The sequence below is a fragment of the Haloechinothrix salitolerans genome, from assembly GCF_042662605.1.
GTDB lineage: Bacteria > Actinomycetota > Actinomycetes > Mycobacteriales > Pseudonocardiaceae > Haloechinothrix_A > Haloechinothrix_A salitolerans.
The window spans coordinates 2519290-2545321 of record NZ_JBHSXX010000001.1 but is presented as its reverse complement, the minus strand read 5'-3'; the positions used below and the strand labels follow the sequence as shown (position 1 = coordinate 2545321).

General features: G+C 68.6%; 25 protein-coding genes. 15 read left to right on the top strand and 10 right to left on the bottom strand.

The genetic code is table 11. The features are described 5' to 3' along the window. The first annotated feature begins 71 nt into the window (after positions 1-71). The 4 genes from ACFQGD_RS11980 to ACFQGD_RS11965 are packed head-to-tail and all read left to right on the top strand — an operon-like array spanning position 72 to position 5106. Positions 72-275, top strand: a complete 204-nt coding sequence (locus ACFQGD_RS11980; protein WP_345396331.1) for a hypothetical protein — start codon at positions 72-74, stop codon at positions 273-275. Next, positions 272-2749: a molybdopterin cofactor-binding domain-containing protein gene (locus ACFQGD_RS11975; RefSeq protein ID WP_345396334.1), complete on the top strand. Its 2478-nt coding sequence runs from the start codon at positions 272-274 to the stop codon at positions 2747-2749. The genes ACFQGD_RS11980 and ACFQGD_RS11975 overlap by 4 nt, the downstream gene beginning before the upstream one ends. Positions 2750-2773: 24 nt before the next feature. After that, positions 2774-3256: a (2Fe-2S)-binding protein gene (locus ACFQGD_RS11970; protein ID WP_345396337.1), complete on the top strand. Its 483-nt coding sequence runs from the start codon at positions 2774-2776 to the stop codon at positions 3254-3256. Positions 3257-3261: 5 nt separating this feature from the next. Further along, positions 3262-5106, top strand: a complete 1845-nt coding sequence (locus ACFQGD_RS11965; RefSeq protein WP_345396340.1) for a hypothetical protein — start codon at positions 3262-3264, stop codon at positions 5104-5106. A 296-nt stretch (positions 5107-5402) separates the two neighbouring features. Here the strand turns inward: ACFQGD_RS11965 and ACFQGD_RS11960 are convergent, their stop codons facing one another. The 3 genes from ACFQGD_RS11960 to hrcA form a co-directional block, all read right to left on the bottom strand. Further along, positions 5403-6140, bottom strand: coding sequence for a 16S rRNA (uracil(1498)-N(3))-methyltransferase (locus tag ACFQGD_RS11960; protein ID WP_345396587.1), 738 nt, complete (start codon positions 6138-6140; stop codon positions 5403-5405). A gap of 90 nt (positions 6141-6230) precedes the next feature. After that, on the bottom strand, positions 6231-7394 hold the full coding sequence (dnaJ, locus tag ACFQGD_RS11955; RefSeq protein WP_345396343.1) for a molecular chaperone DnaJ: 1164 nt from the start codon (positions 7392-7394) through the stop codon (positions 6231-6233). A gap of 65 nt (positions 7395-7459) precedes the next feature. Beyond that, complete coding sequence (gene hrcA / locus ACFQGD_RS11950) at positions 7460-8485, bottom strand: heat-inducible transcriptional repressor HrcA (RefSeq protein ID WP_345396346.1); 1026 nt, start codon at positions 8483-8485, stop codon at positions 7460-7462. A gap of 117 nt (positions 8486-8602) precedes the next feature. On the opposite strand from hrcA, the gene ACFQGD_RS11945 reads away from it, so the two are divergent. Next, positions 8603-9355: an ABC transporter permease gene (locus tag ACFQGD_RS11945; protein ID WP_390183542.1), complete on the top strand. Its 753-nt coding sequence runs from the start codon at positions 8603-8605 to the stop codon at positions 9353-9355. Between the two features lie 44 nt (positions 9356-9399). Here ACFQGD_RS11945 and hemW read toward each other — a convergent pair whose 3' ends face one another. Then, a complete protein-coding gene (gene hemW / locus ACFQGD_RS11940) occupies positions 9400-10608 on the bottom strand; it encodes a radical SAM family heme chaperone HemW (protein ID WP_345396349.1) in 1209 nt (402 codons plus the stop codon). Positions 10609-10931: 323 nt separating this feature from the next. Here hemW and ACFQGD_RS11935 point away from each other — a divergent pair, with 323 nt between their 5' ends. The 7 genes from ACFQGD_RS11935 (at position 10932) to ACFQGD_RS11905 (ending at position 17476) form a co-directional block, all read left to right on the top strand. Further along, positions 10932-12617: a nitrite/sulfite reductase gene (locus ACFQGD_RS11935; RefSeq protein ID WP_345396352.1), complete on the top strand. Its 1686-nt coding sequence runs from the start codon at positions 10932-10934 to the stop codon at positions 12615-12617. An 11-nt stretch (positions 12618-12628) separates the two neighbouring features. Next, on the top strand, positions 12629-12778 hold the full coding sequence (locus tag ACFQGD_RS11930) for an Insertion element protein (protein WP_345396355.1): 150 nt from the start codon (positions 12629-12631) through the stop codon (positions 12776-12778). After that, positions 12775-13485 carry a phosphoadenylyl-sulfate reductase gene (locus ACFQGD_RS11925; protein ID WP_345396358.1) on the top strand — a complete coding sequence of 237 codons (711 nt, stop codon included), beginning with the start codon at positions 12775-12777 and terminating at the stop codon, positions 13483-13485. The genes ACFQGD_RS11930 and ACFQGD_RS11925 overlap by 4 nt, the downstream gene beginning before the upstream one ends. Before the next feature lie 14 nt (positions 13486-13499). Next, entirely contained in the window at positions 13500-14429 is a 930-nt protein-coding gene (gene cysD / locus ACFQGD_RS11920) for a sulfate adenylyltransferase subunit CysD (RefSeq protein WP_345396361.1), read from the top strand. After that, a complete protein-coding gene (locus tag ACFQGD_RS11915) occupies positions 14429-15706 on the top strand; it encodes a sulfate adenylyltransferase subunit 1 (RefSeq protein WP_345396364.1) in 1278 nt (425 codons plus the stop codon). Before cysD ends, ACFQGD_RS11915 begins: the two co-directional genes overlap by 1 nt. A gap of 2 nt (positions 15707-15708) precedes the next feature. After that, on the top strand, positions 15709-16566 hold the full coding sequence (locus tag ACFQGD_RS11910; RefSeq protein ID WP_345396367.1) for a sirohydrochlorin chelatase: 858 nt from the start codon (positions 15709-15711) through the stop codon (positions 16564-16566). Positions 16567-16699: 133 nt separating this feature from the next. Further along, a complete protein-coding gene (locus ACFQGD_RS11905; protein ID WP_345396370.1) occupies positions 16700-17476 on the top strand; it encodes an enoyl-CoA hydratase family protein in 777 nt (258 codons plus the stop codon). Positions 17477-17525: 49 nt separating this feature from the next. On the opposite strand, the gene ACFQGD_RS11900 is transcribed toward ACFQGD_RS11905, so the two are convergent. Then, positions 17526-18965 carry a protein adenylyltransferase SelO gene (locus ACFQGD_RS11900; protein WP_345396373.1) on the bottom strand — a complete coding sequence of 480 codons (1440 nt, stop codon included), beginning with the start codon at positions 18963-18965 and terminating at the stop codon, positions 17526-17528. Positions 18966-19242: 277 nt separating this feature from the next. Here ACFQGD_RS11900 and ACFQGD_RS11895 point away from each other — a divergent pair, with 277 nt between their 5' ends. Further along, positions 19243-20700 (top strand): catalase, encoded by a 1458-nt coding sequence (locus tag ACFQGD_RS11895; RefSeq protein ID WP_345396376.1) that lies wholly within the window; start codon positions 19243-19245, stop codon positions 20698-20700. Between the two features lie 26 nt (positions 20701-20726). Here ACFQGD_RS11895 and ACFQGD_RS11890 read toward each other — a convergent pair whose 3' ends face one another. The 3 genes from ACFQGD_RS11890 to ACFQGD_RS11880 all read right to left on the bottom strand — a co-directional run bounded on the left by ACFQGD_RS11890 (position 20727) and on the right by ACFQGD_RS11880 (position 22171). Further along, entirely contained in the window at positions 20727-21197 is a 471-nt protein-coding gene (locus ACFQGD_RS11890; protein WP_345396379.1) for an MmcQ/YjbR family DNA-binding protein, read from the bottom strand. 69 nt (positions 21198-21266) lie between these two features. Then, entirely contained in the window at positions 21267-21617 is a 351-nt protein-coding gene (locus ACFQGD_RS11885; protein ID WP_345396382.1) for a TfoX/Sxy family protein, read from the bottom strand. An 80-nt stretch (positions 21618-21697) separates the two neighbouring features. Then, positions 21698-22171 (bottom strand): SRPBCC family protein, encoded by a 474-nt coding sequence (locus ACFQGD_RS11880; RefSeq protein WP_345396385.1) that lies wholly within the window; start codon positions 22169-22171, stop codon positions 21698-21700. A gap of 70 nt (positions 22172-22241) precedes the next feature. Here ACFQGD_RS11880 and mtnA point away from each other — a divergent pair, with 70 nt between their 5' ends. Further along, positions 22242-23204, top strand: coding sequence for an S-methyl-5-thioribose-1-phosphate isomerase (mtnA, locus tag ACFQGD_RS11875; RefSeq protein ID WP_345396388.1), 963 nt, complete (start codon positions 22242-22244; stop codon positions 23202-23204). Here mtnA and ACFQGD_RS11870 read toward each other — a convergent pair. Next, the gene (locus ACFQGD_RS11870) at positions 23176-23859 is read right to left on the bottom strand and encodes a class II aldolase/adducin family protein (RefSeq protein WP_345396391.1); all 684 of its coding nucleotides are present in this window, start codon (positions 23857-23859) and stop codon (positions 23176-23178) included. The genes mtnA and ACFQGD_RS11870 overlap by 29 nt on opposite strands. A 247-nt stretch (positions 23860-24106) precedes the next feature. Here ACFQGD_RS11870 and ACFQGD_RS11865 point away from each other — a divergent pair, with 247 nt between their 5' ends. Further along, positions 24107-25537: an MDR family MFS transporter gene (locus tag ACFQGD_RS11865; protein WP_345396394.1), complete on the top strand. Its 1431-nt coding sequence runs from the start codon at positions 24107-24109 to the stop codon at positions 25535-25537. Between the two features lie 113 nt (positions 25538-25650). Here the strand turns inward: ACFQGD_RS11865 and ACFQGD_RS11860 are convergent, their stop codons facing one another. Then, entirely contained in the window at positions 25651-26019 is a 369-nt protein-coding gene (locus ACFQGD_RS11860; protein WP_345396397.1) for a barstar family protein, read from the bottom strand. Positions 26020-26032: the final 13 nt, after the last annotated feature.

Genomic DNA, 26032 nt, shown 5'->3' with positions numbered 1-26032 from the left:
CGACACTGTGCCGCGACGGCAAGTACGAGCGTGGCAGAAACTTCAGCATCGCCGCGGAAGGAGTTCGGAGAATGCTCGATCGCCCGCAAGTGGACACGCGGGAGATCGTCACCTGCCGCAGGACGTACACCGTCGACCTGAACGTGCCGTCCGCTGAACCCGCCGTCGGTGCATTCCCCGGCACGGCCTGGCTTGAGCTGATCTCTAAGCAGCACCTCCCCGACTTCGGCAAGAGCAGGACTACAGCCATGCCCAGGCAAGAATCAAGGCCATGACCAGGAAGGACGAGGCCATGACATCACGCCGTTCGACTCCGGAGCCCAATGCTTCCCCGTCTGCCCCGTCAGCGGATACCGCCGCCGACGCGGAGCAGATAGGCGCGCCCGTCACCGGCCGGCGCCGGTTCCTGGGCTACCTGCTGGCCGGGTCCACTGTGGTGGCGGCCGCCCCGCTCGTCGGCAGCGTTCTCGACCAGTCGAAGGCTCTCGCGGGCGGCGTGCCGTCGAACCCACAGACCTCCGACAACTACGACCTCAGCGACGCGATCTACGACGCGGCGAAACCCACATCCGATCTGATCACGGTCCAGGTCCACCCTGACGGCACCGTCTCGCACGAGATGGTGCGTACCGAGGTCGGCCAGGGCGTCCAGACCGCGATCGCGATGCTGATCGCCGAGGAGATGGACGTCCCGCTCGAGAAGGTCCGTGTCACGCACGCCGACGCCCGCCCCGAACTGGTGTGGAACCAGCTCACCGGCGGATCGACCAGCATCGGGTCGCAGTACTACCCGGTGCGAGTGGCCGCGGCGATCGCCAAGGGTGCGCTGCTGGAGGCCGCGGCCCACAAGCTGGACCTCGCGGCGTCGGAGCTGACGGGCCAGTCCGGCAAGATTCTCGCCCCGACCGGGCAGGTCCTGTCCTACGGGGAGCTGGCAGAGGAAGCCGCCACCCTGCAGAACAAGACGGTACAGGCCGTGCTCAAGCCAGAGTCGGAGTTCAAGATCATCGGCAAGCCGACCAGGCGTGTCGATGCGCTGGACATCGTCACCGGCCGCAAGCAGTTCGTCACGGACTTCGACATGCCGGACGCGTTGCCGACCATGGTGTGCCGACCGCCGACGATCAACGGCACCGTCAAGTCCGTCAACAACGCCGAGGACGTCCAGCGGATGCCAGGTGTCACCCACGTTGAGACCATCACCACCGGGGTGGCGGTACGCGCCAGGACGTTCGGGCAGTGCATCGACGCGATCCACGCATTGGACGTGACCTGGAATCCGGGCCCGGTGGCGGGCACATCGGACGCCTCGATCGAGAAGGAACTGAAGGACGCCGCGCCACCGTGGGTCCTGCCCGCCATACCGGGCACGAAGACCTTCGAGAAGGAGTACACCTTCGCCTTCACCAACAACGCTCCTCTGGAGCCCGCGACGGCGATCGCCGACGTCAAGGAGGACAGCGCGGAGATCTGGGGTGCCGCGAAGCTTCCGATCACGGCCCAAGCCGATGCGGCGAAACTGTTGGGGCTACCGATCAGCGCGGTGAAGTTCCACGTGGTCGGGTCGGGCGGCTCCTTCGGCCGCAGGTTGTTCAACGACGGTCCCCTCGACGCGGCAGAGGCGTCCCAGAAGATGGGGGCTCCGGTGCGGATGATGTGGCACCGTGCCGACGAGTACCGGCAGGGACGCGGCCGTCCGATGCAAGTGTCGAAGATCCGCGCCCACCACAACGGCAAGGACGTGCTCTCGCTCGAGAACCGCTTCATGAGCGTGTTCACCGACTGGGGACACGGGTTCGGTGATGCCGCCGCCGCGATGTACACCCGACTGCCCGGCGCCGAACTGGCCGTGTCGGAGGTCATCTTCGAGTTGACCGCGGTCTGGCCGTACAACATGGGCCCCACCAAGCAGCTGCTCATGGAGACCAGGCAGGCGACAGAGCAACCCGGGGCGCCCCGCACCCGCAGCACCTTCAACACCGGCGCCATGCGCCAGGTGTACAACCCCAACGTGGTCGCCGCCCAGGAGCTGTTCGTTGACGAACTGGCCAACGAACTGGACCGAGACCGCTACGAGTTCCGGCGAGATCTAGCCAAGAACGAGAAGTTCCGCAAAGTGATCGAGAAGGTCGCCGAAGCGGGGAACTGGGGCAGGTCGCTGCCGAAGGGTGTCGCGCAGGGCATCGGCGTGCACGAAGAGTACAAGCAGTACTCGGCGTGCTTGGTCGAAGTCGACTGCCGACCGGAGACGGTCAACCGGAAGGTCCCTGGTGCGACCACCGGGCCGCGGGTCACTCGTGCGGTCTTCGTGACCACGGTCGCCAGGCACTTGGTGAATCCCCTTGGCGCGGAGGCGCAGCTACAGGGCGGAATCATGGACGGCATCTCCTTGGCCCAGACCAACAGCCTGCACCTGCGGGACGGGGCCTTCCTCGAGGGCAGCTACGACGATTTCCGCTACACCCGCCAGTGGAACGTCCCGCTGGACGTGGAAGTGATCTTGCTGCCGGAAGACCCCGCCGCCGAGGTCGGTGGCTTCGGCGAAGTGGGTGTCGCGCCGACATTCGCGGCGGTGGCGTGCGCCATCGGCGCGGCACGAGGCACCTATCCGGACTACCTCCCGATCAGCCACAACGCGGGCATCCCATTCGAGGTGAAGCCCCACGTGCCGCCGATCCCGCAGTCGCCAACCAACGGCCTTGAGCACTACCCCGCGCCCGCGAAGGCCAAGGGAACGCTGCACCCCTGATCCGTTTCGAAACAAGGAGATCCAATGCCTGAGCGCAGTTTCATTGTCAACGGCCGTCAGGTGACGGTTGACATCGACGACGACGTGCGGATGCTGTGGGTGCTCCGCGACGTACTCGGCGTTACCGGTCCGAAGTACGGCTGCGGCATCAACGTCTGCAAGGCATGCACCAGCCACATCAACGGCCGCGCGTTCAACCCCTGTTCGGTGCCGGTGTCCAAGATCAAGCCGGACGACGAGATCACCACCATCGAAGGCCTAGGCCAGCCCGACAACCTGCACCCGATGCAGAAAGCCTGGCTCGAGCACGACGTCGCCCAATGCGGCTACTGCCAGCCAGGCCAGATCATGGCCGCCGTGGATCTGGTGAAGAAGGTCCACGCCGAGGGACGCGAGGTCACCGACGCCGACATCGACACCCAGATGCGCAACGTCTGCCGCTGCGGCACGTACTACCGCATCCGGCAGGCCATCAAGGACGGCGCGAAGCAGATGCAGGGTTCGTAACGTTCATGGCCAAGCCACACACCAAGCGACCGTTCGCGGTCACGCTTGTCGCCGTGCTCGCCAGCACGTACCTGCTGGCGAGCACGGCGCATGCGGACACCGAAGCGCGGTTCGTCAAGCACACCGAAGCGTACGGCGACGTGGTGGTTTCGACCAGCACGGCGAAGGGCAACGGCGAGCTCTCCGACAAAGCCTTCACCGTCACGAACCACGTGGTAAGCGAGTACGCCGAGCAGGACACCGACGGCAAGCCACAGAAGTATCTGCTGGTGTGGGCCGGTGACGAGAACATCGCCGACACCGCCGTTGACGACGTGGAAAAGTTCCCCGAATCACTGCGAGACCCGGTGAACAAGGTCAGGAACGCGTCGGTGGGACCGGACTTCCTCGCGGTCATCGACGTGACCAAGGGCTCGCCGTCGTACGGCAGACTCGTGAACACGGCGACAGTCGGACCGCTCGTGGAGAACGAGCCACACCACATGCAGTACACCTGGCACCGGGGCGACGCCGTGTACGCCGGCGGTCTGTTCAGCTCGGTGACCTACTCCTTCGACGTATCCGCCCTGCCGGAGATCAAGCTCAACGGCGTGAGCGTGCCGACCGACACGATGGGCGGGTCCGTGCCGGACGCGTACTGGGTGCTGAGCGACGGCACCGCCTACGCCACCTACATGGGCGGCCCGGTAGTGCCCGGCCCGTACCGTTACTCGGACGGTTCGGTGCGTACCGGGAACGGCTTCGCCGGCGGTCCCGGGATGGTCGTGCGCTTCGACCGCAACGCCAAGGTGCTCTCCGAGTCCCCAGCGGCGACGCCAGCGGGTGAGGACCCGAAGCGCTGCCAGAGCATGGTGCCGGTGGGCAAGCCGAGCTGCGCCAACCCGCACGGCATCCAGCTGCGTGAGGACCTCGACACGATGGTCACCGCTGACTACGTCGAGCCGAGGAGCCTCATCCTCGACCCGGTCCCCCCGCCGTCGCCGTACCTGTTCCGGCGCACGGTGCGGATCTGGGACATCTCCGACCGCGACCACCCGAAGGTCAGGTCGGTGTCGTACCTACCCAACGATCCGGACGAGGACGTGGCAGACCCCCGGTACGAGGACAGCAGCGCGGTGATGGAGGTCGCCGTAACCCACCAGCCGGACCACAAGGGCGCGTTCGTACAGACGATGAAGGGCGGAGGGATCTTCTACACGCCCGACATCACCGCGCCGAAACCACAGTGGCGGAAGGTGTGGGACGACGGTGCCGCGTTCAAGGCGTTCAACCCGGACAGCGGCGACAACGGTGCCGACGCCAATGGCGGCTGGATCTGGGTCAGCGAGAACGATCGGTTCCTGTACCACACGATCATGGGTCGCCACAAAGGCACGCTGAGCCCGGACGATCCCGGCGCACCCGGCGGCGTGATCGCGCTGGACATATCAAAGCTGGTGAACGGCGAGGACCCGGAATGCGACCTGCACGCCAAGCCGAAGGCCAACGACTGCCCGACGCTGGCAGGTGCCGCCGGGATCAACGCGGATGAGCCGGGCAAAGGGCCACACTTCGGCAACGCGGACAACTTCAAGCTCGGGCCGGACGGCAAGTACCACGAAACCGACCAGCCCACGATGCTGTCGATGACGGACTACTTCGTCGCGCGGTCCGGGCACGGTGGCGACCACAAGCTATGGGTGTCCACCGTGAGCGAAGACGGCCAGATCTCCGTTGACGAGGAGTTCAACGATCTGTTCGTGCCCGAGCGTGGCTGGGACTTCAACCGGGACGCCTGGCCACACGGTCCGTTTGGCAACGCCAAACCGCATCATTCGCTCTTCGTCGTCGCGGACAAGGATGTGCGGTAAACCTCCGACCGACACAGGCACGGGGTCGCATTAAAGAAGCCGCGGGGCGGTGGAACCTGGGGGTCGCTCCACCGCCTCCGCGGCGCCGCCGGACCGAGGGGGGGAGGTGTCCGGCGGAGTCTGTGTCAGGGGTCCATTCTGGCCCCCTGCTGCCCTGCATACTAACCATAGATTCGCCATGTTCGCCATAGGATCCTGTCACATTCGCGGCGATATCTGAGTGCTTGTACCGTATGCGTTCGCATGATTACATCCGGATGCAAACGCATCGATTACGACGACAGGAAGCCGTTGACTTAAGCCCAGCGAGTGGTTAAAGCGCCGAGGGCACCGAGCGCCACCGCCGCCGCCGTCGACGTCCGCAACACCGACGGCCCGAGCCGCATCGGAACGGCACCGCCCGCCACCAACGCGTCGCGTTCGTCGTCGGTGATACCGCCCTCCGGCCCGACGATCACCACCAGCTCACCGGACGACGGCAGCGTCACATCACCGATCCCGTGAGACGCCTCACCGTCGAGCACCAACGCCGCGTCGGCGGCACGCACTAGATCGGAAACCCCAGCCAGATCAACGGGATCGCGTACCTCGGGCAGCCACGGCCGCCTGCCCTGCTTTGTCGCGGCCCGTGCGCTCGCCCGCCACCGCGCCAGCGCCTTCGCGCCGCGTGGACCGTCGTCCCAGCGGGCAACACAGCGCGCAGCACGCCACGGCACGATCGCGTCCGCGCCCGCCTCCGTGGCCAGTTCCACCGCGAGCTCACCGCGATCGCCCTTCACCAACGCCTGCACGATGGTCACGCGCGGCTCCGGCGGCGGCACCGACGTCCGCCGCTCCACCGAGAGCGTCAGTGCGGGATTCTTCCCGGAACGCACCTCGGCGACGACGCACCGCGCGATCCCGCCAGTGCCGTCGCCGAGCATCACCCGCTCGCCGACACGCGTGCGGCGCACGGTGGCGGCGTGCCGAGCCTCCTCGCCGTCGAGCACGAACTCCCCGCCGGACGGCAGCGCGTCGACGAGGAACAGCGGCAGCCGGGACGAGAACGCCGTGCCGTCCGCGTCTCGCTCCTGGGCGGCATCCCCCGGGGTGGTCCCGTCAGGCGTCACGGCGGCACGCGCGGCTCAGCGGCCCGCCTTGGCGCGGAACCGGGAGAACAGCCCACCGGACTGCTTGCTGCCCGTCAGCACGGCCGATGAGTCGTCCCCGCGCAGCTCCGCCAACTCGGAAAGCAGCTTGCGCTGTTGATCGTCCAGTTTGGTCGGCACGACGACGTCGACGTGGACGTGCAGGTCACCGCGTCCGTCGACGCGGCCGGACGACCGCAGCTTCGGCATGCCCTTGCCGGTGAGCACCAGCTCGGTGTCCGGCTGGGTACCCGGCTCGAGCGTCAGCTCGTGCTCGCCGTCGATCAGGGTCTCCAGCGGCACGGTCGCGCCGAGCGCCGCCGTGGTCATCGGCACGCGCACGTGGCAGTGGATGTCGTTGCCCTCGCGCATGAAGACGTCGTGCGGTTCCTCGTCGATCTCGACGTAGAGGTCGCCAGCGGGACCGCCGCCGGGACCGACCTCGCCCTGCCCGGACAGCCGGATACGCATGCCATCGCCGACACCGGCCGGGATCTTGGCGGTGACCGTGCGGCGCGAACGGACCCTGCCGTCGCCGCCACACTTGCGGCACGGGTCGGTGATGACCTCGCCGAAGCCGTGGCACACCGGGCACGGCCGCGCGGTGACGACCTGACCGAGGAAGGACCGCTGCACCGACTGGATCTCGCCGCGCCCGTCGCAGGTGTCGCAGGTGGCCATGGTGGCGCCCTCGTTGGTGCCGTCGCCCCGGCAGAGGTCGCACAGGATGGCGGTGTCGACCGCGATCTCCTTGGAGAGCCCGGTGGCGCACTCCTCGAGGGTGAGGCCGACCCGGATCAGGGCGTCGGAACCGGGCTGCACCCTGCTGCGCGGGCCCCTGCCCGCCGCGGCACCGGCGCCGCCGCCGAAGAAGGCGTCCATGATGTCGCCGAGCCCGCCGAACCCGGCGAACGGGTCACGCCCGCCGCGCGCGCTCGCGCCGTTGTCCATGGGGTCGCCGCCCAGGTCGACGATCTTGCGCTTCTGCGGGTCGGACAGGACCTCGTAGGCCGTGGTGACCTCGGCGAACTTCTGCTGAGCGTCCTCGGACGGGTTGACGTCTGGGTGAAACTCGCGGGCAAGCTTCCGGTAGGCGCGCTTGATCTCCTGATCACTGGCGTTCTTCGCGACACCCAGGATGCCGTAGTAGTCCCTCGCCACTCCTCGTCGTCCTCCTCAAGATCATGGGCGCAGTGCAGCGACCGGAACCTCACACCAGCGCGGCGCTACCTTCCGGACAGGATCTGGCCGACGTAGTTGGCCACGGCACGCACGGCCGCGATCGTGGTCGGGTAGTCCATGCGCGTCGGACCAACAATGCCCATACCCCCGAACAGCATGTCGTCGGACCCGTACCCGATCGACACTACAGAGGTACTTCGCATCTGTTCGTCCTCATTCTCCTCACCGATGCGCACGGTGACCGAACCGGGTCCGCGTGCCGCCGCGAGCAGCTTGAGGACGACGACCTGTTCCTCGAGCGCCTCCAGCACCTGGCGCAGTGACCCGGGGAAATCGGCGACGTTGCGGGTCAGGTTGGCCGTGCCGCCGAGCACGAGCCGCTCCTCTGGATGCTCGACGAGCGACTCCACCAGCACCGTGGACACCCGCATCATGGCGTCGCGCAGCTCAGCAGGGGCTTGTTCCGGCAGCTCGGCCACCGCCGCGGCGGCGTCGGTCAGCCGCTCCCCCTCCAGCGCGCCGTTGAGCACGGTGCGCATCCGCGCGATGTTGTCCTCGGTGATGACATCGCCGAGATCGACCGTGCGCTGGTCCACCCTGCCGCTGCCGGTGATCAGCACGATCATCAGCCGCGCCGGGGTGAGCGAGACCAGCTCGATGTGACGCACCGTCGAGTTCGACAGTGTCGGGTACTGCACGATGGCGACCTGCCTGGTGAGCTGCGCGAGCAGCCGCACCGACCGACGCATGACGTCTTCCAGGTCGATCGCGCCCTCGAGGAAGTTCTTGATCGCCCGCCGCTCGGCCGCGCTCAGCGGCTTGATCTCGGAAAGCCGGTCGACGAACACCCGGTAGCCCTTGTCGGTGGGGATCCGGCCCGCGCTCGTGTGCGGCTGGGCGATGTAGCCCTCGTCCTCGAGCGCGGCCATGTCGTTACGGACGGTCGCGCTGGACACACCCAGGTTGTGCTTGTCAACGAGGGCCTTCGACCCGACCGGTTCCTGATTCGACACGTAGTCGGCGACGATAGCGCGCAGCACCTCGAACTTGCGGTCTTCCGCGTTGGCCATCTCACCTCCGCTCGCCGATGACTACCGACCAGTTTACGGCGCCGTCGCCAACTGGTGTCTTGTGAGTCGCCTGGCCTTGGGATGTGTCCGAGTGCGGAACAGGGCAAGATCGTTACCGTGCGCGATGCCGTCATCCCGATCAACGCCGTCCTCGCCGTCGTCCTCATGGGGCTGGTGGCGATCGCGGCCATCGTCTCGGCCGTCGGCCAGCTCGGCACCGCGCGGACGACGGTGTTCGCCGCCGCGCGCGCCGTGATCCAGCTCGCCGCCGTGTCGACGGTGATCGTGTTCGTGCTGCGCTCCGGCTGGCTGACGGCGTTGTTCCTGGTCGTGATGCTGTCGGCGGCCGGAGTGACGTCCTGGCGGCGCATCACCCGCGACCGCAGCGGCGCGTGGGCGGCGGTGGCGATCACGGCGGGACTCGCACCGGTACTCGGGCTCATCCTGGGCTCGGGGCTGGTGCCGATGAGCGGCGTCTCGATCATCCCGATCGCGGGCATCCTCATCGGCAACGCCATGGTGGCGACGTCGCTGGCGGGCAGGCGCGCGCTGGACGAACTGGAGAACCGCTACGGCGAGTACGAGGCCGCCCTGGCACTCGGCTTCCTGCCGCGCGTCGCCGCCCTCGAGGTCTTCCGGCCAGCGGCGTCCCAGGCGCTGGTGCCGTCGCTGGACCAGACCCGCACGGTGGGCCTCGTCACCCTGCCCGGCGCCTACGTCGGCGTCCTGCTGGGCGGCGCGAGCCCGCTGGAGGCGGGCGCGGCGCAGCTGCTGGTGCTGGTCGGGGTGCTGGCCGCCCAGGCCATCGCGGTACTGCTGATGATCGAGCTGGTCGCGGCCGGGCGGGTGGTCCGGGGCGAGCGGCGCTGAGATGAGGTGCGCGGCGCGGCGTGGTCCGGGCGAGGCGTCCCCGCTCAGCCGACCAGGCGCCGGACGACGCCGTCCGCGAGCAATCGCCCCGCGTCGGTGAGCACCGCCCGGCCAGCCGCGAGCGCGTCGACGTCCAGCAGCCCCTCGGTCGCGGACCGCCGCGCCTCGCGTCGCCCGGCGTCGTCGAGGACGTCCAGCGCCAGGCCGTCGGCGAGTCGCAGCTCCAGCATTACCCGCTCCAGATGCTGGTCGGACACCGACAGCAGCTCGCGACCAGCGGCGGGCGACTCCCCCGCCGCGAGCAGTGCGGCGTAGCGGGCGGGGTGTTTGACGTTCCACCAGCGCACGCCGCCGACATGGCTGTGCGCGCCGGGACCGGCGCCCCACCAGTCGCCGCCGCGCCAGTAGATCAGGTTGTGCTCGCAGCGCGCCTCGGCCGACGCGGCCCAGTTCGACACCTCGTACCAGCGCAGCCCCGCCTCGGCCAGCGTCGCGTCGATGAGTTCGTAGTCGGCGGCGAGGACGTCGTCGTCCGGCATCGGTAGCTCGCCGTTGCGGACCTTGCGTGCCAGTGCGGTGCCGTCCTCCACGATCAGCGCGTAGGCGGAGACGTGGTCGGCTCCGGCATCGAGCACCGCGTCCAGCGACGCGCGCAGGTCGTCGGTGGTCTCGCCGGGCGTGCCGTAGATCAGGTCCAGGTTGACGTGCTCGAAGCCCTCCGCGCGGGCTTCCTTGGCCGCGGCGACCGGACGTCCTGGCGTGTGCACCCGATCGAGCGTCCGGAGCACGTGGGGCGCGGCCGACTGCATGCCCAGCGACACCCGGGTGTAGCCCGCGGCGCGGATGCCCGCGAAGAACTCCGGCGACGTCGATTCGGGGTTGCTCTCGGTGGTGACCTCGGCGTTGTCGGTGAGCCCCACGGTGGAGCGGACGACGTCCAGCACGGCGGCGAGGCCGTCCGCGCCGAGCAGTGACGGCGTGCCACCGCCGACGAACACCGTCCGCGCGCGGGGCGGCTCGCCAAGCACCCTGGCGGCGAGGTCCAGTTCGGCGCGCAGGCCGTCCAGCCACGACTCGGGCGATGTGGACAGCTCCCCCGGCGTGTAGGTGTTGAAGTCGCAGTACCCGCAACGGGTGGCGCAGAACGGCACGTGCACGTACACGCCGAACGGCCGCTCGCCGAGCCCGCGCAGGGCGGTCTCGGGCAGGGTTCCGTCGCGGGGCGCCTCGGCGCCGTCGGGCAGTGCTGGCACGCCTCCAGTGTCCCAGGTGGTGTGCCTCGCGACCCGGCGCCGCGACAGAGTGGCGTTGCTCCCACCATGTGAACAGCGCTAGACCACATCCTGGGCGGATGGCACTCTAAGAGCCATGAGTTCTTCCGCCGGTGTCCTGCTCGTGGTTCGTCGCCACGTCGACTACCGGCGCGTCTCTAGCGCCCTGTGCCAGGCATCGGCCTGACCTACCTGGGGTTTTCCGCAATTCCCACCTGGTGAGTGGCCGGCACGGCACGTCGCGTCGCGCTGCCCGCTCACGACCAGCACCCACGCAGGCACCCGTCGCGATACCGGAGGACGACGTGACCACTCCCACCAAGCGGACGTCGAAGCCACGTCGGCGCAGGGGCGAAGGCCAATGGGCCCTTGGCTACCGCGAGCCGCTGAACAAGAACGAACAGAGCAAGAAGGACGACAACCCGCTCAACGTCCGCGCCCGGATCGAGAACATCTACGCCCACACCGGCTTCGACGGCATCGACCCCGGTGACCTGCGCGGACGTTTTCGCTGGTACGGCCTCTACACCCAGCGCAAGCCCGGTATCGAGGGCGGCAAGACCGCCACACTCGAGCCGGAGGAGCTGGACGACTCGTACTTCATGCTGCGGGTGCGCAGCGACGGCGGCGCGCTGACCACCGAGCAGCTGCACCTGCTTGGTGAGCTGTCGCACACCTACGCGCGCGACACGGCCGACATCACCGACCGGCAGAACATCCAGTACCACTGGATCCAGATCGAGGACATGCCCACCATCTGGCAGCGCCTCGAGGACGCGGGCCTGACCACGATGGAAGCCTGTGGCGACAGTCCTCGGGTGATCCTCGGCTCACCCGTCGCGGGTATCGCCAAGGACGAAGTGATCGACGGCACCCCGGCGATCGACGAGATCAAGCGCCGCTACATCGGCGCGCCGGAGTTCTCCAACCTGCCGCGCAAGTTCAAGACCGCCATCACCGGCCTGCCCGACGTCGCGCACGAGGTGCACGACGTCGCGTTCGTCGGGGTCAACCACCCGGAGCACGGTCCGGGTTTCGACGTCTGGGTCGGCGGCGGGCTCTCGACCAACCCGATGATCGGCAAGCGGCTCGGCGCGTGGGTGCCGCTGGACGAGGTGCCGGACGTCTGGGCTGGGATCGTGAGCATCTTCCGCGACTACGGCTACCGCAGGCTGCGGCACCGCGCCCGCATCAAGTTCCTGGTCAAGGACTGGGGGCCAGAAAGATTCCGCGAAGTTCTCGAGAATGAGTACCTGGGCCGCGAGCTCATCGACGGCCCGGAGCCGGAGGTACCGGAGCATCCGATCGACCACGTCGGCGTGCACGAGCAGAAGGACGGCCAGTACTACGTCGGCGCCGCGCCGGTCGCGGGCCGGGTGTCCGGCACCACGCTGATGGGGGTGGCGAAGGCCGCCGAGCGCGCCGGGTCGACCAGGGTGCGGTTTACGCCACAGCAAAAGCTGGTCGTCCTGGACGTCGCCGAGTCCGAGGTCGAGGGCCTGCGTGGCGAGCTGGACGCGCTGGGGTTGTCCACCGAACCGTCGCCGTGGCGGCGCGGGGTGATGGCCTGCACCGGGATCGAGTTCTGCAAGCTCGCCATCGTCGAGACCAAGCAGCGCGCGAAGGACTTGGTCGACGACCTGGAGAAGCGGCTGGCGGACCTGACAGCCGCCGCGGACCTGCCGCCGCTGAGCATTCACCTCAACGGGTGCCCGAACTCGTGCGCGCGGATCCAGACCGCCGACATCGGGCTCAAGGGCCAGATCGTCACCGACGCCGACGGCAACCAGGTCGAGGGCTTCCAGGTGCACCTCGGCGGTGGGCTCGGCCTCGACGCGGGCTTCGGTCGTAAGCTGCGCGGCCACAAGGTGACCGGCGCCGAACTGGGCGACTACGTCGAACGCGTGGTGCGCAACTTCATCGACCAGCGCACCGACGGCGAACGCTTCGCCCAGTGGGCCGCCCGGGCGGCGGACGATGATCTCACATAACGGGACGAGGCATGACCGAACGCGCGCAACCGTTCTACTGCCCGTACTGCGGTGACGAGGATCTGCGGCCGCACGAGGAGCGCACCTGGTTGTGCGCCTCGTGTCGCCGGGTGTTCACGGTGACGTTGCTCGGGTTGAACTTTCCGGAGGGTGCAGGATGACCATCACAGAAACCACGAGTCAGAAGGAAGAGCTCAAAGCGCTGGCCGAGCGGGCCGAGGCCGAACTGGCCAACGCGAGCACGGACGAGGTGCTGCGCTGGGCGTTCGAGACCTTCGGCGACCGGCTGATCGTGGCGTCCAACATGCAGGACGCGGTGCTGGTCGACGTCGCCACCAGGGTCAAGCCCGACGTCGACGTGCTGTTCCTGGAGACCGGCTACCACTTCGCGGAGACCCTCGGCACCCGCGACGCCGTGGCCGCCCAGTACCCGAACGTGCGGATCGTCAACGCCGAGGCGGAGCAGTCGGTGGCCGAGCAGGAGGCGCGGTTCGGCCTGCTGAACCGCACCGACCCGGACAAGTGCTGCTTCCTGCGCAAGGTCGTCCCGCTGCGGAACACGCTGGCGCGCTACGACGCCTGGATCACCGGCGTGCGCCGCGTCGAGGCCCCGACGCGCGCGAACACACCGCTGGTGCAGTGGGACAAGGGCAACGGCCTCGTGAAGATCAACCCGCTGGCCGCGTGGACCGACGACGAGTTCCGCGCCTACATCGACCGGCACGGCATCCTGGAGAACCCGCTGGTCGCCGAGGGCTACCTGTCCATCGGCTGCGCCCCGTGCACCGCGAAGGTCGCCCCTGGCGACGACCCCCGCAGTGGCCGCTGGGCGGGCCAGTCGAAGACCGAGTGCGGCCTGCACAGCTAACGCGGAAGGACCTGATGACTGAGACGCACCCACCGGTGGCGCTCGACGCCGGTCCAGACCCGGCGCTGACCGCGCTGGAGTCCGAGGCGATCCACATCTTCCGCGAGGTGGCCGGCGAGTTCGACCGTCCGGTGATCCTGTTCTCCGGCGGCAAGGATTCCACCCTGCTGCTGCACCTGGCGATCAAGGCGTTCTGGCCAGCTCCCGTCCCCTTCCCACTGTTGCATGTGGACACCGGGCACAACTTCGATGAGGTCATCGAGTTCCGTGACCGGGTCGTCGCGGAGCACGGTCTGCGGCTCGTCGTCGCCAAGGTCCAGGACTGGATCGACGACGGACGTCTTGAGGAGCGCCCGGACGGCACCCGCAATCCACTCCAGACGGTGCCGCTGCTGGACACCATCACCGAGCACGGCTTCGACGCCGTCTTCGGCGGCGGCCGTCGTGACGAGGAGCGGGCGCGGGCGAAGGAGCGGATCTTCAGCCTGCGCAACGCGTTCGGCCAGTGGGACCCGCGCCGCCAGCGCCCGGAACTGTGGAACCTCTACAACGGACGTCACAAGCCCGGCGAGCACGTCCGCGTGTTCCCGCTGTCCAACTGGACCGAGGCGGACGTCTGGGCTTACATCGCGCGCGAGAAGGTCGAGTTGCCGTCGATCTACTACGCGCACGAGCGCGACGTCTACTGGCGCGACGGCATGTGGCTCACCGAGGGCCCATGGGGCGGCCCGCGCGACGACGAAGAGGTCCTCCGCAAGATGGTGCGCTACCGCACCGTCGGCGACGGCTCCTGCACCGGCGCGGTCGAGTCCACCGCGACCACCGTGGCCGAGGTCATCGCCGAGGTGCAGGCCAGCAGGCTGACCGAGCGGGGCGCGACCCGCGCCGACGACCGGCTCTCCGAGGCAGCCATGGAGGACCGCAAGCGTGAGGGGTACTTCTGATGAGCTCACTGCTACGGCTGGCCACCGCCGGTAGCGTCGACGACGGCAAGTCCACACTGGTCGGAAGACTGCTCTACGACACCAAATCGGTGCTGGCCGACCAGCTGGACGCCGTCACGCGGGCCAGTGTGGACCGGGGCGCTGATACACCGGACCTGTCGCTGCTCGTCGACGGGCTGCGCTCGGAACGCGAGCAGGGCATCACCATCGACGTCGCCTACCGCTACTTCGCGACGCCGAAGCGGTCGTTCGTGCTGGCCGACACGCCAGGTCACGTGCAGTACACCCGCAACACGGTGACCGGCGCGTCCACCGCGCAGCTCGGTGTGCTGTTGGTCGACGCGCGCAACGGCGTCATCGAGCAGACCCGCCGCCACGCCGCCGTGTTGGCACTGCTGGGCGTGCCGAGGCTGGTGCTCGCGGTGAACAAGATCGACCTGGTCGACTACGACGAAGGCACCTTCGAGGTCATCGCCAAGGAGTTCACCGACCACGCGGCCGCGCTGGGCTACGGCGTCGGCGACGTCCTGTCGGTGCCGGTCTCGGCGCTGCACGGTGACAACGTCGCGACTCGCTCCGAGCACACGCCCTGGTACACCGGGCCGACGCTGCTGGAGCACCTGGAGGAGGTTCCGGTCGCGCCGGACCCCCACGACGAACCGTTCCGGCTGCCGGTGCAGTACGTCATCCGGCCGCGCACCGAGCGGTTCCCGGACTACCGGGGCTACGCCGGCCAGATCTCGTCCGGCACGGTCCGGCCCGGTGACGAGGTCGTCGTCCTGCCTGACGGCCACCGGACCACGGTCACCGGCATCGACACCGCGGACGGGCCGTTGGAGGAAGCCGGCTCGGGCGCGTCGGTGACGCTGTTGCTCGCTGACGACGTCGACATCGCGCGCGGCGACATGATCGCGGCGGCGGCCTCCGCACCGGAGGTCACCGACGAATTCACCGCCGCGTTGTGCTGGCTGGCGTCCAAGCCGCTGAAGCCGGGCGCGCGAGTGCTGGTCAAGCACGGCACCAAGACGGTGCAGGGGATGGTCTCGGAGCTGTCGGCGCGGTTCGACGAGCAGAAGCTGACGGTGGAGGACGCGCCGGAGTCGTTGGCGCTGAACGACATCGGCCGCGTCGAGCTGCGCACGGCCGAGCCACTGCCGGTGGACGACTACGGCCACGCGCACCGCAACGGGGCGTTCCTGGTGATCGACCCGGCCAGCGGTGACACGCTCGCCGCCGGGCTCGTGGGTGCGCCGCTGTCGGCGTTGGGTGTCGGCTGACGATGCGGGCATTTCGGGGCCTCAGCGCGCGCCACGGCGCTTCGCGCGGCGTGGCGCCGCAGGTCAACGCTGGTCCCGCGGTGCCATGGCGCGTCGTGCCCGGTGCGACACGCGGCTCTGGTGACGCGCCGCTGGTCGTCGTCGCTCACGGCAGCCGCGACCCGCGCTCGGCAGCCACGATCCGGCGGCTCGCCGACGTCGTCTGCCGCCTCGCGCCGGGCTTGGACATCCGGGTGGGGTTCCTCGACCTGTCGGAGCCGCTGCTGTCAGACGTGCTGGACGATGTCGCCGCCGAGGGACATCGCGACGTCGTCGCGGTGCCGCTGCTGCTTGGCAACGCGTTCCACTCCAAGGTGGACCTGCCCGCGCTGGTCGCCGACGCCGAGCAGCGCTCGCCGGGGTTGCGGGTGCGGGTGTCCGACGTGCTCGGTCCTGACCCGCTCCTGCTGGATGCGGTACAGGGGCGGCTCGCCGAGACGGGCACCGCGCCAGACCCCGCGCTTGGTGTCGTGCTGGCCGGGGTCGGCTCCGCCGACGCCGCCGCCAACGACGTCGTCGCCGACGTGGCCGCGCGGCTGCACCGACGCGGCGACTACGCGGCCGTCACGCACGCGTTCGCGACCTGCGGCCCCGACGTCGAATCCGCCATCGCCGCCCTGCGGGCACGCGGCGCGGAGCGCATCGCCATCGCGCCGTGGTTCCTCGCCCCCGGCCTGCTACTGGACCGCATCGAGCGGCGAACCCGCGACGTGGCTCCCGACGCCGTCTTCGCCGCCCCGCTCGGCGCGGCCGAGGCCGTCGCCACCGTCGTCCTCACCCGCTACGCCGCGGCCACCCACCCGGCCGCCCACGCCGCGTAAGCCTCGCGAGTCCCGCGTTGTGGGGCCGCGAGTCCCGCGCTGTGGAGCCCGTGGTTCCGGCTTCCGGCGCCCGTGACCGTCGTCACGGCTCGCCACGGCGACCATCGCGACGACATATGCGAGGCTGTCTCCCATGGCTGACGAACTGGTGCACTACGTAGTGGATCGCGGCGTCGCGACCATCACGCTCGACTCCCCCAGCAACCGCAACGCGCTGTCCGCGCAGCTCCGCTCCGAGCTCAAGCAGCACCTGACCAGCGCGATCGACGACGACGCGGTGCGGGTCATCGTGCTCGACCACACCGGCCCCGTCTTCTGCGCCGGCATGGACCTCAAGGAAGCGCGCGGCTCCGGCGCCGGCGACCAGGGCGTCAACGAGTTCCCGCAGTTGCTGACCCAGATCATGACCAGCCCGAAACCGGTGGTCGCCAAGCTGGCCGGGCCCGCTCGCGCGGGCGGCGTCGGCATCGTGGCGGCCGCCGACATCGCCGTGGCCGTCGAGGACGCGACGTTCGCGTTCAGCGAGGTACGCATCGGCGTCGTGCCCGCCGTGATCTCCATCCCCGTGCTGCCGAGGCTGCTGCCCCGCGCGGCGCACGAGCTGTTCCTCACCGGCGAGCAGTTCACCGCTAGCAGGGCCGCCGACATCGGCCTGCTGAACTCGGCGGTGCCCACCGACGCGCTTGATGACGAGGTGCAGCGCTTCGTCAACGCGCTGGTCGCTGGCGGTCCGCAGGCGGTCGCGGCCACGAAGGAGCTGCTGCGCGGCGACGTCACGGCCGACGACCTGGCGAAGTCGTTCAACGACATGCTCGCGATGTCAGCGCGGTTCTTCGCCAGCGAGGAAGGTCAGGAGGGCATCACGGCGTTCGCGCAGAAGCGCAAGCCGAACTGGATTCCGGACGCCTGACGGACCCGCGGCGGCGAGTGTGGGACACGACGTCGTGGTACTCGCCGCTTCAGGTGCCGCAGTAGGTGACGTGCGGCGGACATCCCGGCGGAGCGGGGTCGGTGAACTCCGCCAGCCCTGGCCGCTCGTCGAACGGCCGAGAGACGGCGTCCACGAGGCGGTGGAACTGGCCCATCTCCCCGACCGTCGCCTGCTCGAGTGCTTCCTCGACCCGGTGGTTGCGTGGGATGTAGACGGGGTTGACGCGGTCCATCGCCGCTGCCACGGCCTCGCGGTCAGCGGGCAACAGGGCCTCGCGTCGCTTCGCCCACGCGTCGAACGGCTCGGGGTCGGTGAAGAGGCTCCGCGCGGTGCCTGCCGACAGCGCGCGGAAGAACCGGGTGTAGTCGACGTGCTGGTCGCGCATCAGCTCCAACAGGTCCGTGACTAGCTCCGGGTGGGGCTCGCCTAGCCCGAGCTTGGCGGCCATCCCCTCGGACCAGAGGCGGTCGTAGCGCTCGGCGAAGCCGCCGAGCACCTCGGTGGCGGCCTCGACCGCCGCGTCCACGGATTCATCGATGAGCGGGACCAAGGCCTCACCGAACCGCGCGAGGTTCCACTGCGCGGCCTGGGGCTGGTTGCCGTAGGCGTAGCGGCCCGTGTGGTCGATCGAGCTGAACACCGTCCGCGGGTCGAAGGCGTCCATGAAAGCGCACGGCCCGTAGTCGATGGTCTCGCCGGAGATCGTCATGTTGTCGGTGTTCATCACGCCATGGACGAAGCCGACCAGCATCCACTGGGCGACGAGCTCGGCCTGGACGTCGACCACGCGGCCCAACAGCGCGAGGTACGGGTTGTCCGCGTCCGCGGCCTCCGGGTGGTGGCGTTCTATGGCGTAGTCAGCGAGGGCGCGCAGCGTCTCCCGGTCGCCGGACGCGGCGGCATACTGGAATGTGCCGACACGCAGGTGGCTCGCCGCGACCCGGCAGAGCACCGCGCCAGGCAACTCCTGCTCCCGAAGTACCCGCTCACCGGTGCCGACGACCGACAACGCCCGCGTCGTGGGGATACCGAGGCCGTGCATCGCCTCACCGAACAGGTACTCCCGCAGCATCGGCCCGACCACCGCCTTGCCGTCGCCGCCACGGGCGAACGGGGTGCGTCCGGAACCCTTGAGGTGCAGGTCCCGACGACGGCCGTGGGTGTCGGTCACCTCGCCGAGCAGCAGCGCCCTGCCGTCACCAAGCCGGGGCACGTACCCGCCGAACTGATGGCCCGCGTAGGCGTGGGCGACCGTGGTGGTCTCCTCGGGCACCTGACCGACGAGCAGTCCGACGCCGGACGGCTCGCGCAGTGCCGCCGGATCGACGCCGAGTTCGGTCGCCAGGTCGTCGTTGAGCGCCAGCAGTTCGGGATCGGGCACCGGCGCGGCCGTCCACGGCACGGACAGACCGGACACCGCGCGGGCGTAGGAGTCGTCGAACCGGAACAGCGCAGTCGGGGTGGACATGATTCCCATGCTACGGATCAAACGCGCGTCACCGGCGTCATCACCTCACTCGCGGACCACTACCACTCGCTTCGCCTCATCGCTGACCGAGCTGCCTCGAACGTGTAGTCATTTCACCGCGTCTCATGATGAGCACCCGCGGGTTCTTGACTGGCTCCAGAGAGCAGTAGTGGACTGGAAGGTGTGTCACGGGCCGCAGGTCCGCGCTGGCGCGTCCTGGGTGCCCGAAACCTACGGTGCCGCACGCCGAACGATCCCACCATGAGGAGGCACGGCCATGACACGCGGCGAACCCAAGCCGACAACGACAGACGCGGGTATACCCGTCCCGAGCGACGAGCACTCACTCACCGTTGGCCCGGACGGCCCGATCCTGCTCAACGATCATTACCTGATCGAGCAAATGGCGAATTTCAACCGGGAGCGCATCCCGGAGCGGCAGCCCCACGCGAAGGGCGGCGGCGCGTTCGGCCGGTTCGAGGTGACCAACGACGTCAGCGCCTACACCAAGGCCGCCGTGTTCCAGCCGGGCGCCAAGACCGACATGCTGATCAGGTTCTCCAGTGTCGCTGGCGAACGGGGTAGCCCGGACACCTGGCGCGACCCGCGCGGCTTCGCGGTGAAGTTCTACACCTCCGAGGGCAACCTGGACATCGTCGGCAACAACACGCCGATCTTCTTCGTCCGCGACCCGATGAAGTTCCAGCACTTCATCCGCTCACAGAAGCGCAGGCTGAACAACAACCTGCGGGATCACGACATGCAGTGGGATTTCTGGACGCTCTCGCCGGAGTCGGCCCACATGGTGACGTGGCTGATGGGCGATCGAGGCATCCCGAAGACGTGGCGGCACATGAACGGCTACTCCAGCCACACCTACAGCTGGATCAACGCCGATGGCGAGCGGTTCTGGGTCAAGTACCACTTCAAGACCGACCAGGGCATCGACTTCCTCACCCAGGACGAGGCCGACCGCCTCGCGGGTGAGGACGCCGACTACCACCAGCGGGACCTGTACAACGCGATCGAGTCGGGGAACTACCCGAGCTGGACGCTGTACATGCAGATTATGCCGTTCTCCGACGCCAAGACGTACCGGTTCAACCCGTTCGACCTCACCAAGGTGTGGCCACACGGCGACTACCCGCTGGTGGAGGTGGGCCGGTTCACGCTCAACCGCAACGTCACCGACTACCACACCGAGATGGAGCAAGCGGCGTTCGAACCGAACAACCTGGTGGCGGGCACCGGACTCAGCCCGGACAAGATGCTGCTGGCACGCGGGTTCTCCTACGCCGACGCGCACCGCGCGCGGCTCGGCGTCAACTACAAGCAGATCCCGGTGAACCAACCGAAGGTCCCGGTGCACAGCTACTCGAAGGATGGCGTCGGCCGCACCATCAACGCCACCGATCCGGTGTACGCGCCGAACTCCTATGGCGGCCCGCACGCCGACCCGTCGCTGACCGCCGAAGCCGGCCTTTGGTACACCGACGGCGAGATGGTGCGCGAAGCTTACACACTGCGTAAGGATGACGACGACTTCGGGCAGGCGGGCACGATGGTCCGCGAGGTACTCGACGACGCCGCCCGCGAGCGCCTGGTATCCAACGTGGCAGGTCACCTGAGCAACGGCGTCTCCGAGCCGATCCTGCGGCGGGCGTTCGAGTACTGGCGCAACGTCGACAAGAACATCGGCGACCGGATCGAGAAGGCTGTGAAACGCAACGGTTGAGACAGTCGACGCTGGCGGCGATCGTCCTACGTCGCGTCGTCAGCGTCGGCACTGTCCGTGAGATGCGTGCTGAGCCACGCCTTCGCTCGCCGCGCCGACGCGCGGGACAACCACGCGTCCTGCACTTGCTCCGCCAGCTCCTGCCGAGTCAGCTCACCGAGACGGCTCGCGCGCACCAACACCGACAGGTGTCCGTTGAAGTGTGGCGTTGTGAAGAACGGCAGCGCCGGATCCTGCACCAAAGCCTGCTTCTCCGCCTCGGACGAGACCCAGAAGACGATGACGTCCTCGTAGCGCTCCCCTGCCTCAGGGTCGACCGCGTCCGGTCGCGGCGTGCGGAAGAAGATGAACGACTTCCCACCGACCTGATAGACCGGGTTCTCGCTCGGTCCGTGCGTGACGGAAACGTGCGGCATGGCCAGCGCCAACTCGTGCACGTCCTCGACCCGAGCCGGTCGACTCCCCAGGTCGGACATGTCACCCGCCTCAGCGACCATCACGCACTCCTCACCCGCACGACCTACTTCGTCCTGCTCGCCACCCTCGGCGTCTGGAACTGACCTCGCTCAACGACGCGTGACCTTGGCCTTCGCCGGGAGCGTCCTCGCGAAAGCCACGCCACGGGTCACCCACGCCGCGAGTTCGTCATCCGACCGGACGGCGTCCTCGGCGACCTTGAGCCAGCCGCGCATCTCCCTTCCGCGCATGACCATCGGCGTGACGTGTGCGCCGTCGATGAGATCGCCCGCGTCATCCGGATCAACGCGCACGAGCAGTCCGCCCTGCCCGCTGGCCGCCACGGACATGTTCCCCTCGATAAGGAAGGCGAGTCCACCGAACATCCGTTGCTCGGAGAGACCGGTCTCCGCGGCCACCAGCTCGCGAATCCGGTCCGCGAGGTCTTCGTCGTATGCCATGCGAACACTATCCCGCAAGGGACCGACAAAACGGCATTCACGGGATACGCGGGCACCGTGGCGGGTGTCTGGTCGTGGCGCTATGGGGCTCCCACGTCGCCGCTCTCAGCCAGCACCGCGAGTCGGTCCAGTGATGCCCGAAGGTTGTCCGCGCTGGTCGCCCGGGCTCGCGTGAACCGGTTCTCGTCGGTCAGCCGCGACCAGTCATAGGTGTGGGTGACACGTGTGTGCTCGGCGTCGATCGGCTCGAGTTCCCAGCGCCACAGATGTCCGGCCGGTTCGCGGCCGGGATCCGAGGGTCGCCACGCGATGCGGCGGCCTTCCTCGAACTCGACGACGTGGTTCTCCCGGACCTCGCCGATCGTCAGCGTCACGGTGAACACCTCGCCGACGCCGCGAACTCGCTGCCCGGTCGGTGCTTCGGCGAGGTTGTCGTTGCCGTCCCAGCGCGGCTGCTGGGACGGATCGGCGATGAGCTCGAAGATCTGGTCGGCGTTGGCCGCGATGACACGACTGGCGCTGACCACGTGCGGGACGTCGTCATGAGTGGACACGCCCTCATCGAATCATGGCGCCAGGCCGGCGAGATAGTCCCGCGATGACTGAGGCGGGCACAATGAACCCGTGCGCACGATCGACTGGCGCGGCGACCACATCGAGGCGATCGACCAGACCCGCCTCCCGGGCGAGGTGGTCACGCTGCGAATCGAGACAGTGGATGCCCTGGTGGACGCCGTGAAACGACTCGCCATCCGAGGCGCGCCCGCACTCGGCGTCGCCGGGGCACTGGGCGTGGCACTGGCCGCAAGGACAGGTGACACCGCGGAGGTCGCGCGGCAGGCCGAGTCGTTGCGTGCGGCCCGGCCGACCGCGGTGAACCTGTCCTGGGGTGTCGACCGTGCGCGGGCGCGACTCGCCGACGGTCCCGATGCCGTGCTCGCGGAGGCGCTGGACATCCTGGAAACCGATGTGCGGGCGAACCACGCGCTGGGCTCGCGCGGGGCTCGATGGCTGCTCGACGCACTGGGCAGCACCGAACACGGGGTGAACGTCCAGACGCACTGCAACACCGGTGCCCTCGCGTGTGTGGAGTGGGGCACGGCCCTGGGCGTGATCCGCACGTTGCATCACGAAGGCGCGCTCGGCCGGGTCTACGTGAACGAGACTCGTCCGCTGTTGCAGGGCGCCCGGCTCACCACATGGGAACTGGCGCAGGCCGGTATCGAACACACGCTACTCGTGGATTCGGCCGGACCAAGCGTCGTGGCGCGGGGCTTGGTCGACGCGGTGGTCGTTGGCGCGGACCGGATCGCCGCGAACGGCGACGTGATCAACAAGATCGGCACCTACCCGCTGGCGCTGGCGGCTGCCCGTGTCGGCATCCCGTTCGTGGTCGCGGCACCCGAGTCGACGTTCGACCCTGCCACAGCGGACGGATCTGCCGTTGAGATCGAGATCCGCGATCCGGTGGAAGTGCTCGGGCAGGACACCCCGGTCGGCACCACCGCGTTGAACCTCGCCTTCGACGTCACACCCGCGGACCTGGTGACCGCGATCGTCACGGAGGATCGGGTGGTGACTCGCTGAGCCGGTGAAGGCGTCCGTAGTCGCGGTCGAGCGCGGCTTTGCGGGCGGCGGCCTGCTGTTCGCCGTCTAACGCACGGGGTGTAGCGATCGCGGCCGCTTTCTGATAGACGCCGCAGGCCCACTCCAACAACAGCGCGTCGTCCAGCGCGCGGTCCAGTGTGGACGCATAGGTGATAGCTCCGTGGTTGGCCAACAGGGCCGCCGACTTGCCTTCCAACGCGGTCAGCACCAGTTCAGCCAGCTCGGACGTGCCAAATGGAGCGAATGGGGCCACCCGGATGGCGCCGCCGATATCAAGCAACTGGTAGTGGATGCACGGCAGTTCGTCCAGCACGGTCGAAAGCGCCACCGCGAGCGGTGAGTGCGTGTGCACCACGGCACCCGCGCGATACCGGTGGTAGATCCCGAGGTGCATCCGGAGCTCCGAGGTGGGCTCCAGGTCACCCGCGACCACGTTGCCCGCCAGATCGACCACCGTCACGTGCTCACGCGACGCCTGGCCCAACACGACCCCGGTGGCCGTGACCGCCACGTGCTCGCCCGACCTGGCACTCACGTTGCCCGCGGTTCCGATCACCGATCCCGACGAAGCCAGTGATCGGCTGGTGCTCGCGACGGCATCCCGGACGGCATCCCACGACGGTGCGGTGCTCACGTCCAAACCGTACCGTCTGGGCTCCTCCGCGACCTCCGGGCAGGACGTCGCTGACTGATTCGGTGCTCATGAGAGCGGCTCGATCGGCGAACCCCGTCTCGGAAAATCAGATGAGATTCACACAACGATGCGGAAGACTCCGTCCGGCCGGTGAGTTGTGCCAGGTGCCGACTTCTACCGGTCAGCCAAGCCAGCGGCCCGTAGCCGTGAGGCGACTGTGACCACAGAACCCCAGCGAGGTGCCGCGATGTCAGCCACGATCCAGGAACGACCTGCAGTCAGTGCGGGCCGCACACCGACCGTGGTGCGACTGCTGGTGCTGGCCACGTTCGTGGTGATCCTCAACGAGACCATCATGATCAACGCCATCCCTCGGCTGATGGACGCCATGCACATCACCGAGCAGTCGGCGCAGTGGGTGTCGACCGCGTTCATGCTGACCATGGCGGCCGTGATTCCGATCACCGGCTGGTTCCTGCAACGGGTCACCACCCGCCAGGCCTACGCGATCGCGATGGGCGTTTTCCTCACGGGGACGGTCCTGTCGGCCGTGGCCCCGATCTTCGAGGTGCTGCTGGGGCGCATCGTGCAGGCCGCTGGCACGGCCGTGATGATGCCCCTGCTGATGACCACGTTGATGATCGTGGTGCCCGAGCACGATCGCGGCAGGGTGATGGGCAATGTCACGCTCGCGATCTCGGTGGCACCCGCGCTCGGACCCGCCGTGTCTGGCTTGGTCCTGCAGCTTGGCTCCTGGCGACTGCTGTTCGTTGTCGTGTTGCCGATCGCGGCTCTGGTGACCGTGTTCGGTCTGCGCAAGCTGGACAACGTCAGCGAGCCGGAGGTCAGCTCCATCGACTGGGTCAGCGTCGGCATGGCGGCGCTCGGCTTCGGCGGCCTGGTGTACGGGTTGAGCCTCTTCGGCGAGGCTGACCCCCGTGTCGGGCTCGGCATCGGCGTCGTCATCGCGGGGATCGCCACGATCGCGACGTTCGTGGCACGCCAGCTCCGGCTGCAACGCACCGGCGCGCCGCTGCTGGACCTGCGTACGCTCACCCACCGCACCTACGGCCTTGGCCTGGCCATCATGGCCGTCGCGTTCTTGGTGATGCTCGGGTCGATGATCCTGCTGCCGCTGTACCTGCAGAACTTGCGTGGACTCAGCGCGCTGGAGACCGGCCTGCTGGTGATGCCAGGCGGCCTGGCCATGGGTCTGCTTGGCCCGACCGTCGGGAAGCTGTTCGACCGGTTCGGCAGTCGCCCGCTGGTGCTGCCCGGCTCGATCGGCATCGCGACCGCCCTCATCGGGTTCACCCAGATCACGATGACGACGCCCTACTGGCAGGTGCTGGGGCTGCACACGCTGCTGATGCTGAGCCTCGCGGCGACGTTCACGCCGGTGTTCACACTCGGCATGGGCGCGCTACCGCACCACCTCTACTCGCACGGCAGCTCGATGCTCGGGACACTGCAACAGGTCGCGGCGGCGTTCGGTACCGCGCTCGTGGTGACCGTGCTGTCCGCCCGCTCCGCGCACCTGGTCGCGGATGGTGTCGCGGCCGTACCCGCGCAGCTGAGCGGCATGAAGATCGCGTTCGCCGTCGTGGCCGCCATCTCGCTGGTCTCGATCGCCGTCGCGGTGCTGCTGCCCCGCCGCGTCCCATCGCCGCAACCCTGATCCTGGCGCGCTTCACGCCCGCTGTGTCAAAAAGATGTCCCCGATGTCCGGTTCTGCTTGTCACAGCGGGCGTGAAGCTGAACCAAGCCAGGGCGCTCGGACGTCGAGCCGACTCAGGGTGCGGCGATAACCGCCGTGAACTGGCGGCTGTCGGCGCGCTCACCGCTGGGCCCGAGGGCGCGCTGGGCGTCCGAGAGGACACTGCGGATCGCCAGGTAGGACTTCGGGTCCTGCTCGGCGAGCCCGGTGGCCGACACCCAGATCAGCACGTGCTCACCAGCGGGCAGCCAGGACAGGTCCGTCAGGCAGTCGTAGAGCGCGTCCAGGTTGCGGCCGAACGTGTCGGGGAACCGCATCGTCGTCGCGATCCCGTCCAGCACGGCGAGCTTGTCGCGCAGCGCATCGCCCTGCAACGTGTGCACGAAGGCGCCGCGCGCCCTCGCCTCCGCCGCGACGGCGTTCGCGTTGGGTGGCTCTGCCATGATGCTCACAGAT